Raw genomic sequence first — 21390 nt, 5'->3', positions numbered from 1 at the left:
TTCCAGCCGGCTTGCCTGCGCCATTTTGCTATTTATGAGCCATAACCGAGCGCCTTGAGCTGCTCCTTCGCGCTATCCATGAAAGTCTTATAATTCATCGAGCTCTCCAGCGTCTTGATAAAAGCGTCATATTCACTGAGCGGGCGTTTGTTATATACGAACTTCGCGATCTCTTCTTCAATATACCGATTGGCATCCGCAGGGTTATAGCCATCCGGATTATCAACGAAGCCGTTCAATGATTGAATGCGGGGCTGATCATTGGCAAATGCAATGGCATCGGACTGACGGGCGAACTTTGCTTGCAAATATTCCATTTCGGGCCTCCCCGTAAACTGGTACAGCCAAGAGTACCCGACATCGCCTGCTTTATCCGTCATTTTCGGCTTTCCATTCTCAAGTGTGAAATGCGTGTCCTTCACCCCAAACTGCACCAGCAATGAGCCGCCTTCCGGATTGGAGATATAATTCAGCAAATCAAATACACGCTGAAGCTTTTCCGGATCTTTTTCCAAAGCTTTGGGAATTGCAAATCTTCCCGGTGTTCCCCCAATATCCCATGACCCGTCATGCTGTCCACCCGCTCCGCTAGGTGCCGCAATCTGCAGCCAGTCCGCGTTCGGGTTAACCGTTTTAATTTGTTCGACGAATTGGTCTTTGGTGATGTTCGGCCAATCGATATATACGATGCCTGCTTGCCCCTTAATGGCCTTTTCTTGATGCTGCAGCCCGCTGCTCGCTAACAGCTCGGGATCCACTCCGCCCGAAGCGATCATTTGTTTAATGAATGCTAAGGCATCTTTCATCGCCCCATCATATAAAGAATTGACGACAACTCCATCCTTCTCATAGAAATCTCCCGGCATACCGACGCCGAAAGCTCCGAATACCGGCGCAAATGCCCCCAGCTTGCCGCCCGTTAAACCAAAGGTGTCGGGTTTGCCGTTACCGTCGGGATCCTTTTTCGTAAAAGCATCCACGACAGCCGATAATTGTTCCACGGTCTTCGGTACCTCCAAGTGCAGCTTATCCAGCCAATCCTTGCGTATCCAATACGTATTGTAGGGGATTTGCGGGGATTTGGAGATCGCAAAGATCTTCCCGTCCACCATCCCCTTCTTGACGCTGTCATCGCCAATGAACGATACGGTTTGCTTCAATTTGTCCATATATGGCGTTAAATCAAGCAATAAACCTTGTTTGGAGAACTGGATAAGCTGCTGCCGGTCAACCATAAACAGATCCGGGAAATTTCCCGAGGCCATGCGGATATTCAATTGATTACTGTAATCATCTGCAGATGGATAGACCGTCAGATTCAGGTCAATGTTCAACGCCTTATCCAGCTCTTGTTTGATAATATCCTTATCCGGCGATGGCAGGTTATTCCCGCTCTCGATAATCTCCAGCTTTACCGATTTGCCGCCGGATTCGCTGCTGGACTGTTCAGTATTATTCGTTTGCTCAGATGTACCGCTCTGCGTGTTTACCTGGTTATTATTGTCCGCTCCTCCCGAACAACCGGCAAGAAGAGCTCCCAGCAGTGTAATGGCTAGTGTCAAGGAAACGTTTTTTCTCATTTTCTTATCCCCTTTCAAAATTCTAGCTATTGAATAGAACTGCATAGCTGGCCAGTTATCTACGCAGCCTAGATCAACCTTTAATCGATCCCAGAAGCATGCCTTTCGTAAAATGTTTCTGAAGGAAAGGGTAAATCACGATAACCGGCAGGCTGGCAATCATCACCGAAGCCATCTGAAGCGTCTGGGTCGGCATCATATTCTCCGCATTCTCAAGGGGCTGCTGACTTTGCATCAATATTTCCCTAACAACAACCTGCAGCGGGAATAATGTCCGGTCCGTCACATAGAAGACGGCTTGAAAGAATTCATTCCAGTGACCGACCAAATAGAACAGTCCGACAGTAAGCAGAACAGGAATCGAGAGGGGCGTTACAATCTGCAGCAGAATACGAAATTCCTTGGCGCCGTCCATCCGGGCAGATTCGAATAATTCCTCCGGCAGTCCTTCGAAGAAGCTCTTCATGATGAGCACGTTGAAGCTCCACACGGCATTAGGCAGAATCATCGCCCATATGGAATCCAGCAGTCCCATTGACTTCACGATCAAATATGTTGGAATGATTCCACCGCTGAATAATAGAGTAAATACGATCATCATCAGAAAAAAGTTCCTCGCAGGCAGGTTTCTCCGGCTCAGCGGATATGCCATAAGACCCGTTAATACGAGATTAATAGCTGTGCCGATAACGGTGATAAGAACCGTGATCTGGAACGCTTTAGGAATATTAGATTCGACCAGAAGCGTCCGGTAGGCAGAGAACGTAATCTCTCTTGGGAATAAGATAAAGCCGCCATTGCGCAGTACTTCTCCGAACGGAGTGATGGAAACCGATACGACGTACAGAATGGGAAGTATGGCCGCCAAGCCGCATACGCCAAGAATGATGTAAATGAATGAATTAAATATTTTATCATCGAGACCCTTCACCATATTCCCTCACCCCATTTCTTCGCTAATCGATTGGCACCGAGTACTAATGTGAGCCCGATTATGGACTTAAACAACCCGACTGCCGATGCCAGACTGAAATTCAACTGCTGCAGACCCGTCCGGTAAACCCAAGTGTCGAGGATGTCAGCAACCGGATAGACTTGAATGTTGTAGAGGATATAAATTTGATCGAAGCCGGCATCGAGCAGATGGCCAAGCTTCAGAATAAACATTAAGATCATGATACTTCGGATGCCCGGAACTGTAATATGCCAAATCATACGCAGCCTGCTTGCGCCATCCACCTTAGCTGCTTCATACAGCGTTGGATCGATGCTTGCCATTGCAGCTAAGTAAATAATCGCCCCCCAGCCGAGATTCTGCCACACCTCTGAACCGACCAGAATACTTCGGAAATAATCCGTTGAAGTCAAGAATGGGATAGAAGTACCGCCGAGCTCTCCGATCCACCGGTTGATTAACCCCCCGTTTTGAGAGAAAAGGGTCAGGAGGATGCCGAAGATGATCACCCACGATAAGAAATGAGGCATATAGGTGAGTGTCTGCACAATGGACTTTAGCCAGCGCACTCGGCATTCGTTCAGAAGCAGAGCCAGCAGGATCGGCGGCAAAGTCCCCCAGATGAGCTTGTAGCAGCTAATTAATAGCGTGTTGCTTAATAACTGCCCAAAATAAGGGGACTGATAAAACTCCTGAAAGTGCTTATACCACGGATTAACCCATGCGCTGCCCATGATGCCATCCATGATCGTATAGTTTTTAAAGGCAATAATGACTCCATACATCGGCAGATACCGGAATATGATGAAATAGAGCACGCCTGGGAGCAGCATGAGGTAAAAAGCCTTGAACCGCCAGACGGCTCTCAAAACCGTCTTCCGATTCTTCTGTGAAGCCTGCTGCAGGCGAGGTTCAGGCGAGAGACTATAATTGGCTTCCATCGTATTCCTCCTTGATTTGAATGCGCTTTCAATTCTTGATTTAAGTATAAACACTAAGGCTGACATCCCGATATACAGAAAAACGTAAAAAATGTCTCAAAAATGGGAAAATAACAAAGAGACTGCCCTTCCAGGCAGCCTCTTCATCATCCTATTCTTAATTCCAAATCCCTAAATGCTCTTCATTCTCCAGCAGAACAGGCACCGTGACACGAATGATTGTCCCTACCCCATGAGCGCTTCTGATCCGCAAACCGTACGGCTCGCCATGATGAATACGGATCCGGTCATGCACATTACGCAGCCCGATCCCGGTAAACCTGTACTTGGAGCGCGCTTGATCGAATTCTTCATTCAGCAGCTTCCCGATTTCATCCCGCGAAATCCCAATCCCATTGTCACGGATATAGAGCCTGAACATGCTTTTCTCTATCCTTCCTTTAATGGTTATGAGACCTCCATGATGCGGCGTTATACCGTGGAACAGGGCATTCTCAACAAGCGGCTGGAGGGTCAGCTTTAAAATCCGGTATTGCAGGAGGCCGGGATTAATATCAAGCTCATATTGATATTGATCCCCATAGCGTACCTGTTGTATGTACATATACATGCGCAAGCCTTCCAGCTCTTCCTCCATCGATACAAATTCAGACTGTTTGTCAAAGCTGAAGCTTAAGAGCTTGACCAACGACCGGATGGTTTCGCGCACCTCATCGATCCGCTGCTGCTTAGCCAGACTGCTTATACAAGCAAGCGTATTATACAGGAAATGAGGAGCGATCTGGCTTCTGAGCATCTTTAGCTCGTATTCCTTCTTCTGCTCCTCTGCCGACTTCGTCTTCTGCAGCAAATTCTGAATACGCTCCAGCATCGCATTGTAGCTTTGCGTCAGCCTGCCGATCTCGTCACTTCGCGTTACCGGAAGCTTCGCGACTACCTGAACGTCGTTAAGCCTGTCCATTTTCTCAACGAACCTGCGAATCGGATTTGTGAAGGAGCGGCTCAGAATGTAGGCACTGAACAGCAAAGCAACCATCCAAAGAATCGTTGCATCCCGGTAATTGTTGTTGAGCTTCTGCAAATCTTGATAGAAGTAGTCTTCCTCTATGAAAGCCGCCAATGACCAGCCGAGCCGGTTCCTCGTTGATTTCACCGCCACAAGCGGCTTCAGGGAGTTGCCTTCAATACGGCTCACACCCACTTTAAGCGTGACGAGCTGCTTCTGAAAGCTCTCCTGAAGCACCTGCGGATAGACAGCCGGCTGAACGGGCAGCATCTTATCACGCGAATCCAGCCGGTTAATGACATTCCCGCTTTGCGTGAATAAGACATAGGATTGATAGATCATCGGGGCAATCCGTTCCGTAAGCAAATCCAAATTCACCTCTGCTACAACGACGCCCTGCACCTGTTTCCTTGCATCTGTAATCGGTAAAACATACGCGAGCGTATGACCGGACATCGGCGAATAATAAGGCTCGCTGACGTTAATGGCGCCATAGTTCTCAAGTGCAAGCTTATACAGCTCGGGCAGATGCGGATTGCCGATAATCTCAAAGTTGACCTGAGTACTTGCGAATACTTTACCGTCGGAACGGACCATATATAACGTTTTGGCAATTGAATTATTATAATCCGCGAATTTGCGCAGCGTATCGAGGGCCGTTTCCTCATTTCCCTCTTTCAGCAAATCGGACCGGGTGGAGAGCAGCAGCAGCATATTCTCGACATTGTCAAGGCTGGCATCGATATATTGATTGGTCCGTCCAACGAGCAGCTCAGCGTCGCGAACGACTTGATTATGCAGCAGCTTCTCAGAATCATGAAAATTACGCCAGGCAAGCACTAAAACCAAGAACAGCGTGAAGACGAACAAATAAATAAACTGCTTTGTGGCAAGACCAAGACTGCCATACCATTTGAACAGACTCGACATGTTACACCTCCCACTCGGACAAGGGATGGATGATCTGCTTATACATGCCTTTTATAATCCGTGGGAGACACCCCGGTCCAATTGCGAAATGTAACCGTGAAATAGCGATAGTTTGGGATTCCGACCTCTTCGGCAATTTCATAAACCTTCTTGTTCGTTCGCTTCAGCAGCTCGACTGCCTTCTCCATTCTCAGCCTTGTAATATACTGATTGACCGAGCAGCCTGTCTCCTCACGAAACAGACGGCTCACATAATGCGGGCTTAAGCCAACCTGATCGGCAAGAATCGTAAGGGAGATTGACTGCTGCATATGATCCTTGATCCATTGAACGGCGGAGCGGATCTCGATTCTTGAGCCTATTTTTCTGCTCTCCGCAGCTTCGATATCCCGCTTTAGACAGGCAATCATTTGAGCTAAGGTCTGCGATGCCAACAATTGCGTCATGCTTGCGCTGTCCAGCTCGCAGCCTTGCTGCCCCTTCAGCCATTCCATCAGCCAGTTCAGCGTCCGCTGCTTGAGCTGATTGGGCCGAATCCGCTGCGCCTGGCACCAAGGGGCAAAGTTCTCCTCCAGGCTTTCTACCAAGCTTGTTATGGAGCAGCTGGACTTACGCAGGATCTCATTCATTTCATGGGTCTGTTTATCCGTCATATCCTTCAGCTGCTGCGCTCTGCGGGTGAAAACATGACTTTCCGTGAGACTGTCGTAAAAGAGTGCTTCCTTCCACTGCGCCGAGTCGACCAGAAACTGCGTAAATTCTTCCCTAGTCTTGAACGGCTCGCTTACAATCGCCTGTGCGGTTATGAAGGGGCTGGGTGTCCCTTCTTCCCCCTGCAGCAAGCCGGCTATGATCTCCACGACACCGGCAAATGATTGGTCAACGGCTTGCGAAGCATGCTGCATGGATATGAGGACGAAATATTCCTTCTCCCGTATGGACACCCAAGTTAACCAGCTTGGATCGGATCTCTCCATCTCTGTCAATTGCTGCTCAACCCGGTGCCTCTCTGCAAGGTAAACCGCATTCGGGGCATTAAGAACAACACCGGCCAATACGCAGTATCCTTCCTCCTGCAGCGGGATGGTTTGCCAATCGGAGCTGCTGAGCACATGCCCATGGAGCAGCTTGCCGAATGCGGCTGCCTGAATAAGCCGCCGCCCGGCCTTTTCATTATCCTGAGAATTGCGTTCTTTGATGATCGCGCTTCTTACTTTGGAGATCGCTTGCCTCAGCTCTTCATCCTCCATCGACACTTTCAATAGATATTCCAGCGCTCCAAGCCGGAGCGCTTCTTGAACATAATGAAAGTCACTGTGGCAGGTCAGCAATATGATTTGAATAGCTGGATATCGTTTTCGGATTTCGCGGATAAGCGTAATTCCATCCATGATCGGCATCGTAATATCCGTGATCACAAGATCAGGCGCGCAGCTCTCACACATGCGAAGAGCGTCATCGCCATTGCTGGCTTCGCCGACTAATACGGCATCGCATGCCTCCCATGGAAAACTCCGAAGCTCCTGCCTCAGGGGAAGCTCATCGTCGACGATCAGGACGTTCAACGGCTTCACGGTCACGATACCCCCTCCTTTCAAATCGCTTCATGCCTCGTTATGAAAACGCTATCATTTACATCTAATTATAGAGCATACACTCTGATTTCGGCAACTTCCGCTCTCGTCCCTCCATTCGTGCTGTCGATCCATATTTGGATTTGCTTGCAAGTGATCTTGCTGTCGAGTTGATGCACGTTCTTGCGTTTATGATTATCCTGCTTGGCTGCAACCGTTACCCAATCCTGATTAATAAGAGCCTGGATCCGATAGGCCCGCACAACCTCAGGTATCGTATCGAAAGGCGTCCGATGATGGTGCAGGTTAATGAGATCTTCATTGACATCATCATTAAAGGTGATATGAATTTCCCCGATCTCCTTCTCATGCTCCCATTCCAGCTTGATCCACTCCGGCTCATCCGTATTCATATTTCCGGACAGCCACATATGCGGTCCTGCGAATGGCCGAATATACCCGTCTGTAACCTGGCTTGCTGCGTAAGCCTCCGTATTCGGCGTTACCTGCATGCATAACGGCCGCCTGATCCAATTGCGCATGCTCCACTGCACAACCGGCTGGTCTGGCTGATGATCCTCAAGCATACTGAATACAATGGGCTTCGCTCCTTTCTCGAAGCAAAGCACACCGGTTAACGGCTTATCCGATCCATGCAGCGTGATCGCTTCATTGGCTTTCACAATGAGAAAAGCATTTCTCGCTGCATCCGGCTTCCAGAGCAGTGCGAGCTTCACCCATTGTTCGCTGCCCGCATCCACTAAGGCAGCTGCTTTCGTTATCAATTCCCGCGGTACATAATTTTCTCCTTTACCGGTATGCCACAGCTCCACCTCGAGCGTTGTCGCCTGCGCAGCATCCAAGAGCAGTTCGACCGATTCAAGCGAGGGCTGTACGGGAAACAGAATGCCAATATCCTTATCAAGCGGGCGGATATACGCATTCGTATCGATCGCAATCCGATCAAGCGTACTGGATGCTGTGACATGGGCGGATTTCGCCAGATCATCCGGGTCATCACCTGCAATTCCGATAATCGATGCATCCTGACGAAGCATGATCTGCTGCAGCTCGTTCATGTGATCACGGTGAAGCATCCGCGGCGTAATTCCTTTCATTATGGATACCGCAGCCCCGCTTCCAGCAGCTTCACCGATTACCGCACAGGTCGCCATAACCCTTGTCGTGCCAAACGCAACATGAGTAGCACTAATATCGCGGCCGGCGAACATCATATTGCGGACATTACTCGAATACAGGCTCCGAAACGGGATGTGATAGATGCCATCCGAGAACAAATGCTTCGACCCGCTCTCTTGGGCATACATGCCTTGGGGAGGATGAAGATCGATTGACCAGCCGCCAAAGGCAATGCGGTCTTCAAAGGGCTCCTGCGCAATAATATCATTCTGATTCAGCATATAATCACCTTCAAACCGCCGGTATTCCCGCTTGCCGGGAATCGCCCCCACCCATTCAAGCGTCATCTTATCGGCACTAAACTTGCCTGAATTCTTAATATAATCCCAGATGCCGTAGATTACCGACCACAGCTCATCGCGAATGCGGTCGTTATCATGGACCGTATCCAATTCGCCGCCCCATTCGATCCACCAGTAATGGCAGCCGGAGTCTCCGCTGCGGATGACTCTCTTCATGGGTATTGTCGTTTGCGTGATGTCCTTGGCAAAGCTGGGCGGAATATATTTAACCGGCCGGTCAGCCTCTTTCGTATAGAAAAGAAGCGTGCTTCCCAGCGTAATGTCATCGGCGGTTTCGGGCGCCCAGTCTTCCTTATATTCATCCCTGGCCTCACGGCCGATTCGATATTTGGCGCCTGCCAGAAAACCGACGAGCCCGTCTCCGGTGCAATCAATGAACACTTTACTTTCAAACCTGATTTTTCTCTCCGATCCCATCATCCAGCCCGTGACCGAATGAATGACCCGATCATCGACTGCTCCGCCGGCTTCCACCTCATGTACATCCGTGCTCAGAAACAATTGGATATTTTTCTCCGCTCGAACGGTCTCCAGCACAATAAGATCCCATAGGTAAGGATTTCCTTCGGGATTCCGGTATTGGTTCTCGACGAACATTTCCCCCATAATGCCGGTTTCCCGGGCATACCGCTGCGTTCCATGCGCCGTAGCGCCGCATACCCACACCCGGACCTCACTGCTGGAATTACCTCCAAGTACAGGCCTGTTATTAATGAGTGACACCTTCTGGCCAAGACGTGCGGCAGCCACGGCGGCGCAAACTCCTGCCAGACCACCACCAATAACAGTAATATCTGCAAACACATGTTCCAGCTTCATTCCAATTCCCCTCCAACGGATAAATTTGATTTCATCATAAACGAGAGGATAGTTATTTAACATGCCTTGCGTTATCATAATTCCATACACTTTATTTCAGCAGGGGGACGTCTAGGAAATGACACTTTTAAGCACCAGTCTGTATCCCATGCTTAATCATCATATCTTTTGGGAGAAGAAACCCCAATTTCAATTTAGCGTTGATACCTATGATCTCTGGATTCTCTTCGCTGTGGAAAGCGGAAGTTTCTCTTATCGAATTGGCACTGTAGAGGCCTCAGCCCAGATGGGAGACGTGGTTGTCTGTCCGCCAGGCGTTGACTTTCACCGCCGCGTTATAAGCGCACTCTCCTTTCATTTCATTGGTTTCACGCTTGGCTCCTTCTCAGGCGAGCCTTCGAAAAAGATCGAGGATGAACAAATCTTCCGGTCCCAATTAGCCCTATCCGATCATAAACTGAACATTCGGCATCTGGAACGATTGGCCGACAATCTGAAGTTCTTCAAGCTGTATGCCGAGGCAGGGGGAGATCTGTTGCATCATTGGCAGAATCATGCTCTAAACGATATATGGTTCTTCTGTCAACAGACTGAAGCCGCCGCGACCGATATAGAAGCACAACCAGCTGATCCTCTAATGGAGCGGGCGAAGCTGTATATTCAACAGAACGGCTGCGGGGAAATAAGCATGCTTAAGCTTGCGAATGATCTCGGTATCAGTCCCGTACAGCTTAGCCGCAGATTCAGTAAAAGCACCGGGGTGACACCTTCAAGCTATCTCATTCATGTTCGGCTGGAGAAAGCAAAATCGCTGCTGAATGAAACCTATTTGCCATTGGAGCAGATTGCACAAGCATGCGGATTCAGTAACGGCTTTTACTTAAGCCGGGTGTTTACTAAAATTATGAAGATAAGCCCATCTGTATATCGGAAGATGAACCGTGTGTAATGCCGCCTGCTAAAATGGTACAATAGACGGTAAACGCTATCATTCTTGAAATACATTCGACGAAAGGAAGGAGGAGACCCAAGACTTGAACCAATCACATGTCTTCATAACAGGTGCCGACAGAGGACTCGGCTTCGCTTTAACCAAGAATTTTCTGGAAAAAGGTTATCGCGTCATCGCGGGCAGAAACATGCCTGAGGTGAATCAGTTGGACGCTCTGGCGGAGCATTACGAAGGCCGGCTCCTGAGCGTCTCTCTCGATGTAACGAGTGATCAAAGTTCTGCCGAGGCCGCGGAGGTAATCAGCACCTATACCTCTGCTCTGGATATCATCATCAATAACGCAGGAATTGTTGGCGATACAACAGCGACTGTCCATGACCCGCTGCCTTTTGATAATATGATGCAGGTCTACAACGTCAATGCGCTGGGGCCGCTCCGGGTCTCGCATGCTCTTATGCCGCTGCTGCTTGCCGGCAAAACGAAGCGTATTGTCAATATTTCGTCGGAGGCCGGCAGCATAGCAGCAACCTCGAGAACCAGCTGGTATGGCTACTGTATGTCTAAGGCAGCCTTGAATATGCAGTCCGCGGTTCTTCATAATGACTTGAAGCAGCATGGCGGACAAGTCCTGATTCTTCATCCCGGCTGGGTGAAAACCTACATGAGCGGTGTATTAAGCGAGGTCGGCGATCTGACTGCGGATCAATCGGCAGCTTATTTGGCTGAGTTGATTGTGAAAGCAACCCCGGAACCGGCGGAAAAGCCTATTTTCATTGATTATTCAGGAGAGGTATGGCCATGGTAAACAAACACGCTATTGTACTTGGAGATAACGGTGATCGAGCTCCCTACCATCCGCTTGTAAGCATAGAATCAGAGCTTCGCTCTATTCTCGGGGATAACTATGTACTGGACAGCACAGAGGATTATAACGTATTGAGCACCGAAAAGCTGAACCGATATGACCTGTTCATCAGCTGTACGGACTGCTTCCGGGGAGAGGTCGCAGACGAGCAGATAACCGGCCTCTTGTCGTATGTATCGGCAGGCGGAAAGCTGCTGGTCATCCACAACGGGATTTCCCTGCAGGTCCGGGAGGAATTCAGCAAGATGGTCGGTGCACGCTTCACCGGACATCCTCCCTATCAGCTGCTTAATTTCCATCCGACTGCTGCGGATCATCCGATTATGCAGGGCACCCGGCCTTTCTCTATGGAGGATGAGCCTTACTTATTCCAATTTCATTCTCCCTTGAAAGACGACCTCACTATACTTTTGTCATATACCTTGGATGGAGAAATCAAGCCGGCAGCATGGACCGCGAGCTATGGGAAGGGCAGGTTTGTCTACTTGATGCCCGGTCATTCTCTGCCCTCCTTCCAGCAGGAAGCTTATCGCACTCTCATCCGCAGCAGTGCGGACTGGCTGGTCTCGCTTGAATAAACGAAAAGCTCGGAACATCGATTACTTCGATGTTCCGAGCTTTTTTGGCATAACGAGCTTGTAGCCGACTCCACGGATGGATTCAATCTGTACCGACTGCTGGCCGAGCTCCAGCTTCTTGCGCAAAGAACTCACATGAACGTCAACCGTACGCTGACCGCCGATGTAATCAAATCCCCACACTACGTTCATCAGATCGTCGCGCGTAATAACCATTCCAGGGCGCTGTACCAAATACAGCAGCACTTCGAATTCCTTCGGGCGCAGCGGAATCGAATCTCCGTTCAGAACGACCTCGTAACGCTCCGGGAATATAGACAGATCGCCGGCCGTGATGACTTTATCATTCGATTCGGTCATTTTGCCTTCTTCTGAGCTTGTCCTGCGAAGCACGGCAGACACACGGGCGAGCAGTTCCGCAACACCAAACGGCTTCGTAATATAGTCGTCTGCTCCGCGTTTGAGCCCCTGCACCACTTCTTCTTCCGCATTACGTGCAGTCAGAACCACAACCGGTGTCACGTTACCGCTCTGCCGCAGCCTGGACAGTATTTCAAATCCATTCATGCCTGGCAGCATGATGTCTAGAATAATTAAGTCAAACGAACGCTGCATTGCTACTTGTAAGCCTTCCGCACCATGGTCGATCACTGTCGTGTCGTACCCTTCCTGCGTCAGGTTATAAGAGAGCAATCTGGCCAGTGTCGGCTCGTCTTCAATAACCAGCACTTTTTGTGTCATGGTGACCCCCAGCTTCCGCGCTTGATCTGCTTACGCGATTTACACGATCTTTCAAAACTTATCATATCATTCAATAGAATAAGGGTAAACCTTTTTCCATGTCTGTATACATCTGCCGCGTTACTGAATAACAGGGAGCTCTATCGTGAATGTTGAGCCGCTGCCCACCTTGCTGTCCACGGAAATAGAGCCTCTATGGAGCTCGACCAGATGCTTCACGATCGACAGCCCAAGCCCCGTTCCGCCTGAACTCCGCGATCTGGCCTTATCCACACGGTAGAAGCGTTCGAAAATGCGCGGCAAATCCTTCTTCGGTATACCAATTCCTGTGTCTGATATGTGAATCCGGATATGATCATAATCCATCTCATCCCCGATGCCAAGACTATTGACCGGTTCGACCTGAATGGATACATGACCGCCATCAGGTGTATAGCTGATACCGTTAGCCAATAAATTCATAATGATTTGACGCAGACGGTCTTCATCCGCTTCCACATAGATATCCGGCTCCGTCTTTACGGAGATTCGGATATTCTTGCGCACCGCTTCCGAGCCCATCAGCTCAACCGTCTTATTGATGAAGGTTGAAAGCTCGATTGGCGAAAACTGCAGCGGTACACGGCGGGATTCGATCTTCGACAGCTCCAGAATATCGCCGATCAATCGGTTAAGACGGTCACTCTCATCAAATATAATTTGCAGGAAGGAACGGGCCGTCTCCGGATCATCCACCGCACCGCCAAGCAGCGTCTCAGCGAAGCCTTTTACCGCCGTTACCGGCGTCTTCAGCTCATGTGAGACGTTCGCGACGAATTCGCTTCGCATCCTTTCAAGCCGGCGGATGGCTGTAACATCCTGCAGCACAAGCATCACGCCGCCAAACTCCTCATTCTCCTCGAAGATCGGCACCAAATTCAGATCAAGCAGCCGCTCCTCCGGAAAATAAAACGTAATTTCCTCACGCAAATGTTCTCTGCGCTCAAGCCCGTCTTGAATAATCTGCGACAGCTCATACTGCTGCTTCGCTTCTCCATAGCTTCGGCCGACAAGATCACGGGCAGAGAGCCCTAACAGATCTTCCGCATATCGGTTAATAAGACCGATCTTACCGGTCCGATCAATCATAATAATCCCGTTAATCATATTGTCCAGTACACTGGCCAGCTGACTCTCATTCTGATGGATACGGGCCATTTGAACTTGCAAGCTATCCGCCATTGCATTAATAGCCAGACCGAGCTCCCCGATTTCATCATTCCTTTGTACCGTTACCCGGGCTTTATAATCAAGATTCTTAATCCGTTTGGATACTCTCGTGATCTGCTCAAGCGGCTTCGTTAATCCGCTGGCAACCCGGTAGCTGATCAGAGCAGCAGCCACAAACAAAATGAGCAAGCCGATACCAAGCGTAGACCAAATACGCTGGATACTCTTATCCACTGTCTTAAGACTTAGCGCCAACCGGATAATATCGGAGTTCGGATTCGCCGGATCGACGAGCTTGGCCACATAAATCAAATTCTCTTTGGTTGTGTCACTGCGCCGGATTGAGCGCCCAACAACGTTCTTCTTCGCTTTAATGACCTCTTCCCGTGTCAGATGGTTGTCCATCGTCTTTGGGTCATGATCTGAATCGCCAAGCACAACGCCATCCCCTCTTATGAAGGTGACCCGCGACTCTGTAAGCTTCTTCAGCTTCTCGGCCTTCTGCGTATAGTAGCCGAATAGAGCATCAGGCTCACCCGTCCGCCAATCCATTTGATCCAAAATAATCCCAATCTCGCGCTCCATATTCTCCTGCAGCGCATCCATGTGGTTATCCTTAAAGGTCTTGCCCATAAATAATCCGCCTGCCAGCACCGATAGTCCAATCATAGCAATGAGGATTAACGTCAGCCGTGTACGAAAACTGCTCATGTCGCCTTACCTCCAACGCGAATACTGTTCATCCCGCATTGCCTCCATTTGCGAGCCCGCTCTTGCTGCTTTTGCCTCCAAGGCGGAATCTGTTCTTGTCGCTCAACGCTTGCCTATCGTATTCTATCGTCCCTTATCGTACCTGTCCCTGAGCGCCAGCGCCAGTCCTTCGATTATTAAGCTTTTGTAAAACGAAATGATGAAGCGTGGCGAGAGGCTGTTGAATTAATATAGACAGCACCACGGGTACGGCGGCGAGCGGACTGAAATAGCCAAGCGCAAGAACAATTCCAAGCGAAATGTTGCGCATCCCGGTTGCATAGGAGACAGTAACTTGAATTTCCTGATTGCGGTAATGAGAGGTGCCGAAGTACCCTACTGCATAGCATAACCCAACCATAACGACTGCAAGCGGAATTAGGCGAAACAGGTCTCCCCGCAGCATATCTGTATACGGGGCAATCGCAGCCGCATTCAAGGAAACGACAGCCACGAAGCAAAGCTTCGATACAGGTGCCGCGAACGGCTGCACCAAGGGCTGAATGCGCCCTTTCGTCAGCTCGAAAAGAAGGACGCCAAGAACCGTCGGTGCAACGATTATAATAAGCAGGTCCCCCATCATCTGCATGGTATCCGTCTCAACAGCGGTACGGAATAACAGATGTATGCCAGCCGGCACGACAAAGGGGCTTAATGCCGAATCAATGACAACCATGGCGAGCATCAGCGGCACACTGCCTTCCGACATGCCCACCCATAACACGGTTGAGACGCCAAGGGGGATTATCGTGAATAGAACCAGACCCACCACATAGGGAGAATCGACGCCGAATAACAGCGCTCCTAATCCGTAGGCAATCAACGGCGAGAGGATATGGGCAAGAATGAACGTCCGCACCATAACTCCAGGCCGTCTCATGACCGTACGCAGCTGCCGCAGACCGCAGCCGATAGCCATAGTCAGCGTCACATAAGCGAATAAATAAGGAACAGCCGGCACAAACTGGTGGAGCGGTGAGGAAAAAAAGAATCCCAGGACAAGGGATCCAGGGATAATAAGAAACATCCATTGTTCAAATCTTCGATTAAAGGCTATCCCGAAGCTGCGCGTACCGCATCCCTCATTTACTTTCGATGTAGGTGCCGGTTCACAGCGGGCCGCAGCCGGCAGCGCCAATGAACCGGCAAGAATAGAAGAATGAATGGTATATTATTTAAATACAGGCTCTTTAAATTGGGCAAGCTTAGCAAAAGAGTCCTTTTCTACCTCTGCATGCAGACTGCTGCCATGCGAATCCATCGTTACAATTGCTGCGAAGCCTTCGGTTTGCAGATGCCACATCGCCTCTGGAATACCAAACTCCATGAAATCCACGCCATTAACATTCTTGAAGCATTCCGCATAATACTGCGCAGCACCGCCGATCGCGTTGAGGTAAACGCCGCCATGCTCTTGAAGCGCCGCCAATGTTTTGGCTCCCATACCGCCTTTGCCGATAACCGCCCGAATGCCAAACTTCTTAATAATATCGCCTTGGTAAGGCTCCTCGCGGATGCTCGTTGTCGGTCCTGCGGCTTTCACTTTCCAGCCCGCTTCATCCTTGAGCATAACCGGTCCGCAGTGATAAATAACCGCTCCATTCAAGTCGACCGGTGCATCATGACTCATCAGATGATGATGCAGCGCATCGCGTCCTGTATGAATTTCGCCATTGATAATAACGATATCCCCAACCTTCAGGCTGCGGATTTGCTCTTCGGAAATCGGCGTGTTCAGCACAACCTCGCGGCGTTCCGCTTGTTCCGTTACCGCTTCGGCAGCAGCATCTGCGGCAGCAAGCTTCATCGGCGTATCGGAGCCGCTTGGATAAATCCATTCTTTAATTTCGCCGGACTCCGCATTCAGCAGGACGCCTTGACGGCGGTAAGCCCAGCAGTTGTATGCAACGGAGACGAAGAAGCTGGCAGGCAGACGATTCATGACGCCGGCTTTACAGCCCAGCAGTGTGACTGCACCGCCGAAGCCCATCGTACCGATGCCAAGCTTATTGGCGTTCTCCATCACATATTCTTCCAGCTGCTGAAGCTCAGGAATCGGGTTCGTATCTTCAACATGGCGGAAAAGCTGCTGCTTCGCAAGCTCGTAGCCTGTCGTGCGGTCTCCGCCGATGCCCACGCCGATGAAACCAGCGCTGCAGCCCTGGCCTTGTGCTTGATAAATCGCATGCATGACGCATTTGCGGATTCCATCAAGATCGCGGCCTGCTTTCCCTAGACCTTCAATCTCTGCCGGCAGGCTGTACTGAATATTCTTATTCTCACAGCCGCCGCCTTTGAGAATGAGACGGACATCGACATCCTCTTTCTCCCATTGTTCAAAGTGGATCACCGGCGTTCCCGGTCCCAGGTTATCGCCTGTGTTCGAGCCGGTCAGCGAATCAACCGAGTTTGTGCGAAGCTTTCCGTCTTTCGTCGCGCGGGCAATGGCGCTGCGGATCTGCTGCTTCATAATGATTTGGTTTGCTCCGACTGGTGTATGAACGATGAAGGTCGGCATCCCCGTATCTTGACAGATTGGCGAAACATTCGTCTCCGCCATCTCAATGTTAGTCGCAATGGTTGATAAGGAAAGGCCTGCGCGCGTAGCGCGATCCTCCGCTTCTTGAGCCGCTTGGATGACTTTACGCACGTCACCCGGAAGATTGGTGGATGTTTCTACGATAAGGTTATAAACGCTCTGTTCAAAATGTTGCATAAAGTAGTGCTAGCTCCTCTCTATAGTCGCATTGTAACATTAATTATATAATAACATATACAAACTAGCCGGAATACCGCCTTGATGTTGCGAAACGATGGAGGTTTTCGAAGCAAGCCATAGAATATTGAAGGAGAGACTGCCTATGGAAAGCCATTTTATCGCCTACCTGTACCGGCTCAGATATATTGAACGCTGGAGTCTCATGCGCAACACGACGCGTGAAAATGTCGCCGAGCACTCGTATCATGTCGCGCTCCTCGCGCACATGCTGTGCGAAATCGGCAACCGCCAGTTCGGACGGTCGCTAAATGCGGACCGTGCCACGACGATGGCGCTGTTCCACGACGTCACCGAGGTCTTCACCGGCGATATCCCAACGCCGGTCAAACATCACAACCCGAAGATGCTCGCGAATTTCCGCGAGATCGAGGCTATGGCCGCTGAGCGGCTGCTCGCCATGGCGCCGCCGGAGCTGAAGGAAGCGTACGCGCCGCTTATTCACGGCCATGACGCGCTTGCCGGGGCTGCCGATGCGGAGCTGCACCGGATGGTCAAGGCAGCCGACCTGCTTGATGCCTATCTCAAATGCTTGTCCGAGCTGTCTTCGGGCAATCGCGAATTTGCCGTTGCCAAAGGCCAAACAGAGCAGGCGCTTGCCAAGCTCGCAATGCCGGAGGTCGACTGGTTCCTGACGAACATGGCACCAAGCTTCGGCATGACTCTGGATGAGCTGTCAGAGAGTGAGTCATCTTCTTAATTCTTACCTGCAGCGATGGAGGAATCCATCGCTGCAGGCGTACTGCTCTATCCCTAATTCAGCAAATAAGTACGAAACGAGACGACAAAGGAGCGTATGAAAATGAAATTATTATTCATCGGCGGCACCGGACTGATCAGCGAAGCTGTATCGAAATTAGCAGTGGAACAAGGACATGAGCTGTATCTGTTCAATCGAGGCTTGCGCAATGAATGGGCTCCTGAGGGGGCACGGATCATTCAAGGTGATATCCGGGACCGCGAGGCTGCCGCCGCAGCGCTTGAAGGTTATGAATTCGATGCGGTCGTTGATTGGATCTCCTTCACGCCTGCGCATGCACAGACTGACATCGAGCTGTTCCGTCACCGTACCAGGCAATTTATCTATATCAGCTCCGCTTCCGCTTATCAGAAGCCTCCGCAGCATTATATCGTAACCGAGGAAACGCCGCTGGCTAATCCATTCTGGCAGTATTCCCGAGATAAAATCGCATCAGAGGAGCTGTTCATGGAGGCTTACCGCAGCTCGGGCTTTCCGGTGACGATTGTACGCCCATCCTTTACATACGGGGATTCGATGATCCCTGCATCCGTTAACAGCTGGCGGCATCCGTGGTCGTTAATCGACCGGATCCGGCGCGGCCAGAAAATCATCGTGCACGGGGACGGGACGTCACTGTGGACGATGACTCATAACACGGATTTGGCTAAAGGCTTCGTCGGTCTGCTCGGCAATAGTGAAGCGATCGGAGAAGCCTTCCATATCACCTCCGACGAGGTGCTCAGCTGGAATCAAATCTACGCTGCAATCGGTGCGGCTGCCGGGGCAGAGCCTATTCTCGTCCCCGTCTCATCGGACTTCCTCGCAGCCTTTGACAAGGATTACATCGGCGGCTTGCTCGGGGATAAAGCGGTCAGCAGCGTTTTTGACAACAGCAAAATCAAACGGTTCGTTCCTGACTTCAAAGCGACCGTTCCATTCGCTGAAGGCATTAAACGAACCGTCGCTTCCTTCGAGAGCCGGCCGGACGCTTGTACCGTTGATGCTGCCTGGAACGAGCATGTGGATCAGATTCTTGCAGCCTACGAGTCAGCGAAACCAACTTACACAGCCATCAAATTCGGCTCCCTATAAACCGTCTCATTCAATCTGACTAACGGGAACAGGCTGCAATCCCTCAGGGGTTGCAGCCTGTTTTTATTTTTACCAGCCGAGCCGCTTGGCAAGTGAAGTGATATGGGCGAGGTGGTGCCTGCCATGCCAAGAGTAGGTACCCAGGTTATAATCAAGCCGCACTGTCTTCTGTGATTCCGGGTGGAAGAAGCTTCTGGCGTAATCGGGTCCGCTCATCGACTTGAGCAGCAGAGCCCATTTTCGATGTAATGCATCGATTAAAGTTAATGAAAGCTCAATCGGCGCTCCGGACGTAAGCTCAGCCCAGCGATCCTCATAATAGGGTTTAATTGTAGGATTATCCTCTGTCAGAGCCAGCTTAAACCTCATGTAGCTGTTCATGTGGCTGTCTGCAATATGATGAACCACCTGCCTGACCGTCCACCCTCCATCCCGGTAAGGCGTGTCCAGCTGTTCTTGCGTAAGATCCTTCACCGCGCCGGCCAGCAAAGACGGAAGCTCCTCAATATCGTTTATCCATGCCTCTCTTTGAGCTTCAGTAACGTCACCGTTTGTTTCGAAATGACCAATTGGAAACCTAACATTCATAGGCAACAGCTCCTCTCCACTTTGCTTCTATTATACCAGCTGGTAAAGCTGTTCAGCTATGCGGTTTGCAGCCATGCCGATGCTACTCCTTGATCAGCCAAAAGTGCACATATTGGAACAATGCCGATCCTGCCAGGACATAAGGGAGCAGCATGGAGTTAAGATCATCCGTCGCCAGGAGAAGGATTGAAATCGAGCATACCCTGCCTGTATTCAGAAACAATTCGCGCATCACAACCGATTCCACTTTCAGCTGTCCTTTGAGCGGCAGTTGTCCCATTAAGCGGTAATAATAGGAGGTCAGCGTATTCACAGCCAGCGGGTTGCAGACCGAGAAGGCGATCATAAACAGCAGCACCGTCCACGCGTTCACATCCAGTAATAGAAAGGCCGCCCCAAAGAGGATGCCCGTTGAGGAGTACAGCACATATTTGCGCACCTGCTCCTTCTTTGCTTTACGGGAAATAATATAGCCGGTTGCGACGGTCAGCGAGGAGAAGAAGACACCCAGATAACCGACCCAATCTTCCCGCCCCACAGTCTGAAACAGCAGGATATTGGGCAAAAACAACATGATCCCCTGAAAGAGGCCTAATACGAAGAAAGCGGCGAGCCCCTTCACCCACACGGCATTCTTCCTCATCACCAAGCCCATTAAGCGCAAGTAATAGATGCGGTGATGCGATATCATCATTGGAATGCGAAAGCTGATAATGGAGGCTGCGACAAACATAATAAAGGCGATGGAGAAGGTAATGATGTACCCTTTCAGCCCTTCGTTTAATTGAATAATGAAGCCTGCGAGCGCCGGTCCGAGCAGACCCGCTGAATTGAACACGACCATATTAATGGCAAGGAAGCGAATGCGGTTGCTCTCGGTCGAAACGTCATACATAAGCACCAAATATCCGGTCCAATAGAAGCCTGCTGCCATTCCATTGAAGACCGCAAATATCATATACCACTGCGCGACCTTCTCCTGTGCAAGAATAACGGCCAAATAGAATAAAGCGATCATCAGGATCCCAAGCCTGTAAGTAACCATCCGGTCCTTCCGTTTGGCAATCCAGCCCCCTAAAGCAAACGAGATTGGCGTAATGGTAAAGACGATAATGTTGTACATGCCATTGACCATCAAATCCTGAGTGAGCCGCCATAAATATAAGTTGAGAAACAGCCCGGACATCGAGGCACCGAATTGAAAGCAGCCATGAATGATGAGCGCGGTAATCGCTTCTCTTCCAAGCCGGAGTTCCGGGGAAACGGCATTACCCTTTGCTGAATTCCATCTGAACCTGATGCCAGTTTGCATGCTATCTGCGGCCTCCTTGAACGGTACGCTCTTCCAGTGTTGTCATTGTATCACAGCCATACCGCCTAGAAGCGCTTCCGCAGGCCCGCGCCAGCCGAAAAATCGTCACCTGCCTTCTTTGCGGTTCAATTATTCCGCTAAATCACTATTTTTACAGCTGTCTGAACTCTTCAAGGCAGCATGCAGGGCTTGACGTTTCGATAAAACAATTTGACGATATGCCGAAGGCTTATGCTCCTTTCAATTAGAGAAGAAGATAACAACTGCTTGGCTTTCACCAACCGGCTTTCCAAGCATGTCGTCGCTGCCGTGGAACAAGTCATTATCGATCGGTTAACAACCCTGCCCCTCTATAAAACATGAGAAGGGGCTGTCCCAAAAGCATGTAAATTCACACCAAAGGACAGTCCACTTTCTTAAAAAATGACCAGCAATCTTGAAAAAAGGTTGAGCAGAGGGTTTAATTCTGCTCAACCTT

17 protein-coding genes are annotated in these 21390 nt (G+C 50.2%); 5 read left to right on the top strand and 12 right to left on the bottom strand.

Annotated features, from left to right (window positions below; all coding sequences use genetic code 11):
• Positions 1–32: 32 nt before the first annotated feature.
• The 6 genes from ACFPYJ_RS13740 to ACFPYJ_RS13715 form a co-directional block, all read right to left on the bottom strand.
• A complete protein-coding gene (locus ACFPYJ_RS13740; protein WP_379188723.1) occupies positions 33–1580 on the bottom strand; it encodes an extracellular solute-binding protein in 1548 nt (515 codons plus the stop codon).
• Positions 1581–1653: 73 nt separating this feature from the next.
• Positions 1654–2514 (bottom strand): carbohydrate ABC transporter permease, encoded by an 861-nt coding sequence (locus tag ACFPYJ_RS13735; protein ID WP_379188722.1) that lies wholly within the window; start codon positions 2512–2514, stop codon positions 1654–1656.
• Entirely contained in the window at positions 2508–3476 is a 969-nt protein-coding gene (locus ACFPYJ_RS13730) for an ABC transporter permease (RefSeq protein WP_379188721.1), read from the bottom strand. The genes ACFPYJ_RS13735 and ACFPYJ_RS13730 overlap by 7 nt, the downstream gene beginning before the upstream one ends.
• 157 nt (positions 3477–3633) lie before the next feature.
• Positions 3634–5412, bottom strand: coding sequence for a cache domain-containing sensor histidine kinase (locus ACFPYJ_RS13725; RefSeq protein WP_379188720.1), 1779 nt, complete (start codon positions 5410–5412; stop codon positions 3634–3636).
• 38 nt (positions 5413–5450) lie between these two features.
• Positions 5451–6992, bottom strand: a complete 1542-nt coding sequence (locus ACFPYJ_RS13720; protein WP_379188719.1) for a response regulator transcription factor — start codon at positions 6990–6992, stop codon at positions 5451–5453.
• 62 nt (positions 6993–7054) lie between these two features.
• Positions 7055–9307, bottom strand: a complete 2253-nt coding sequence (locus ACFPYJ_RS13715) for an FAD-dependent oxidoreductase (RefSeq protein WP_379188718.1) — start codon at positions 9305–9307, stop codon at positions 7055–7057.
• Positions 9308–9425: 118 nt separating this feature from the next.
• Between ACFPYJ_RS13715 and ACFPYJ_RS13710 the strand changes: the two genes are divergently transcribed.
• The 3 genes from ACFPYJ_RS13710 to ACFPYJ_RS13700 all read left to right on the top strand — a co-directional run bounded on the left by ACFPYJ_RS13710 (position 9426) and on the right by ACFPYJ_RS13700 (position 11702).
• A complete protein-coding gene (locus tag ACFPYJ_RS13710; protein ID WP_379188717.1) occupies positions 9426–10256 on the top strand; it encodes a helix-turn-helix domain-containing protein in 831 nt (276 codons plus the stop codon).
• An 85-nt stretch (positions 10257–10341) separates the two neighbouring features.
• Positions 10342–11064 (top strand): SDR family oxidoreductase, encoded by a 723-nt coding sequence (locus ACFPYJ_RS13705; protein WP_379188716.1) that lies wholly within the window; start codon positions 10342–10344, stop codon positions 11062–11064.
• Positions 11058–11702: a ThuA domain-containing protein gene (locus tag ACFPYJ_RS13700; protein ID WP_379188715.1), complete on the top strand. Its 645-nt coding sequence runs from the start codon at positions 11058–11060 to the stop codon at positions 11700–11702. The genes ACFPYJ_RS13705 and ACFPYJ_RS13700 overlap by 7 nt, the downstream gene beginning before the upstream one ends.
• A 21-nt stretch (positions 11703–11723) precedes the next feature.
• Here ACFPYJ_RS13700 and ACFPYJ_RS13695 read toward each other — a convergent pair whose 3' ends face one another.
• From ACFPYJ_RS13695 to ACFPYJ_RS13680, 4 genes are all read right to left on the bottom strand, one after another.
• Positions 11724–12443 (bottom strand): response regulator transcription factor, encoded by a 720-nt coding sequence (locus ACFPYJ_RS13695; RefSeq protein ID WP_379188714.1) that lies wholly within the window; start codon positions 12441–12443, stop codon positions 11724–11726.
• A gap of 120 nt (positions 12444–12563) precedes the next feature.
• Positions 12564–14363: a two-component system histidine kinase PnpS gene (pnpS, locus tag ACFPYJ_RS13690; protein ID WP_379188713.1), complete on the bottom strand. Its 1800-nt coding sequence runs from the start codon at positions 14361–14363 to the stop codon at positions 12564–12566.
• Positions 14364–14496: 133 nt separating this feature from the next.
• Entirely contained in the window at positions 14497–15429 is a 933-nt protein-coding gene (locus ACFPYJ_RS13685; RefSeq protein WP_379188712.1) for a bile acid:sodium symporter family protein, read from the bottom strand.
• A 144-nt stretch (positions 15430–15573) separates the two neighbouring features.
• Positions 15574–17118: a fumarate hydratase gene (locus ACFPYJ_RS13680; protein WP_379188711.1), complete on the bottom strand. Its 1545-nt coding sequence runs from the start codon at positions 17116–17118 to the stop codon at positions 15574–15576.
• Between the two features lie 145 nt (positions 17119–17263).
• Here ACFPYJ_RS13680 and yfbR point away from each other — a divergent pair, with 145 nt between their 5' ends.
• Complete coding sequence (gene yfbR, locus ACFPYJ_RS13675; protein ID WP_379188710.1) at positions 17264–17878, top strand: 5'-deoxynucleotidase; 615 nt, start codon at positions 17264–17266, stop codon at positions 17876–17878.
• 102 nt (positions 17879–17980) lie between these two features.
• Positions 17981–19012 carry an SDR family oxidoreductase gene (locus tag ACFPYJ_RS13670; RefSeq protein WP_379188709.1) on the top strand — a complete coding sequence of 344 codons (1032 nt, stop codon included), beginning with the start codon at positions 17981–17983 and terminating at the stop codon, positions 19010–19012.
• A 69-nt stretch (positions 19013–19081) separates the two neighbouring features.
• Here ACFPYJ_RS13670 and ACFPYJ_RS13665 read toward each other — a convergent pair whose 3' ends face one another.
• Both ACFPYJ_RS13665 and ACFPYJ_RS13660 read right to left on the bottom strand, forming a co-directional pair.
• Complete coding sequence (locus tag ACFPYJ_RS13665; RefSeq protein WP_379188708.1) at positions 19082–19600, bottom strand: YfiT family bacillithiol transferase; 519 nt, start codon at positions 19598–19600, stop codon at positions 19082–19084.
• Positions 19601–19682: 82 nt separating this feature from the next.
• Positions 19683–20912, bottom strand: coding sequence for an MFS transporter (locus ACFPYJ_RS13660; protein ID WP_379188707.1), 1230 nt, complete (start codon positions 20910–20912; stop codon positions 19683–19685).
• Positions 20913–21390: the final 478 nt, after the last annotated feature.

Source organism: Paenibacillus solisilvae (assembly GCF_042656405.1).
In the GTDB taxonomy this organism is placed as follows: Bacteria; Bacillota; Bacilli; order Paenibacillales; family Paenibacillaceae; genus Paenibacillus_Z; species Paenibacillus_Z solisilvae.
This window is presented reverse-complemented; position numbering and strand designations above follow the sequence as displayed.

Bases quoted from the DNA above. Each gene is read 5' to 3' on its own strand.
- ACFPYJ_RS13715 (WP_379188718.1), bottom strand. From the start codon at position 9,307: ATGAAGCTGGAACATGTGTTTGCAGATATTACTGTTATTGGTGGTGGT.
- ACFPYJ_RS13735 (WP_379188722.1), bottom strand. From the start codon at position 2,514: ATGGTGAAGGGTCTCGATGATAAAATATTTAATTCATTCATTTACATC.
- yfbR (WP_379188710.1), top strand. From the start codon at position 17,264: ATGGAAAGCCATTTTATCGCCTACCTGTACCGGCTCAGATATATTGAA.
- ACFPYJ_RS13700 (WP_379188715.1), top strand. From the start codon at position 11,058: ATGGTAAACAAACACGCTATTGTACTTGGAGATAACGGTGATCGAGCT.
- ACFPYJ_RS13660 (WP_379188707.1), bottom strand. From the start codon at position 20,912: ATGCAAACTGGCATCAGGTTCAGATGGAATTCAGCAAAGGGTAATGCC.
- ACFPYJ_RS13695 (WP_379188714.1), bottom strand. From the start codon at position 12,443: ATGACACAAAAAGTGCTGGTTATTGAAGACGAGCCGACACTGGCCAGA.
- pnpS (WP_379188713.1), bottom strand. From the start codon at position 14,363: ATGAGCAGTTTTCGTACACGGCTGACGTTAATCCTCATTGCTATGATT.
- ACFPYJ_RS13685 (WP_379188712.1), bottom strand. From the start codon at position 15,429: ATGTTTCTTATTATCCCTGGATCCCTTGTCCTGGGATTCTTTTTTTCC.
- ACFPYJ_RS13670 (WP_379188709.1), top strand. From the start codon at position 17,981: ATGAAATTATTATTCATCGGCGGCACCGGACTGATCAGCGAAGCTGTA.
- ACFPYJ_RS13725 (WP_379188720.1), bottom strand. From the start codon at position 5,412: ATGTCGAGTCTGTTCAAATGGTATGGCAGTCTTGGTCTTGCCACAAAG.
- ACFPYJ_RS13730 (WP_379188721.1), bottom strand. From the start codon at position 3,476: ATGGAAGCCAATTATAGTCTCTCGCCTGAACCTCGCCTGCAGCAGGCT.
- ACFPYJ_RS13665 (WP_379188708.1), bottom strand. From the start codon at position 19,600: ATGAATGTTAGGTTTCCAATTGGTCATTTCGAAACAAACGGTGACGTT.
- ACFPYJ_RS13710 (WP_379188717.1), top strand. From the start codon at position 9,426: ATGACACTTTTAAGCACCAGTCTGTATCCCATGCTTAATCATCATATC.
- ACFPYJ_RS13740 (WP_379188723.1), bottom strand. From the start codon at position 1,580: ATGAGAAAAAACGTTTCCTTGACACTAGCCATTACACTGCTGGGAGCT.
- ACFPYJ_RS13680 (WP_379188711.1), bottom strand. From the start codon at position 17,118: ATGCAACATTTTGAACAGAGCGTTTATAACCTTATCGTAGAAACATCC.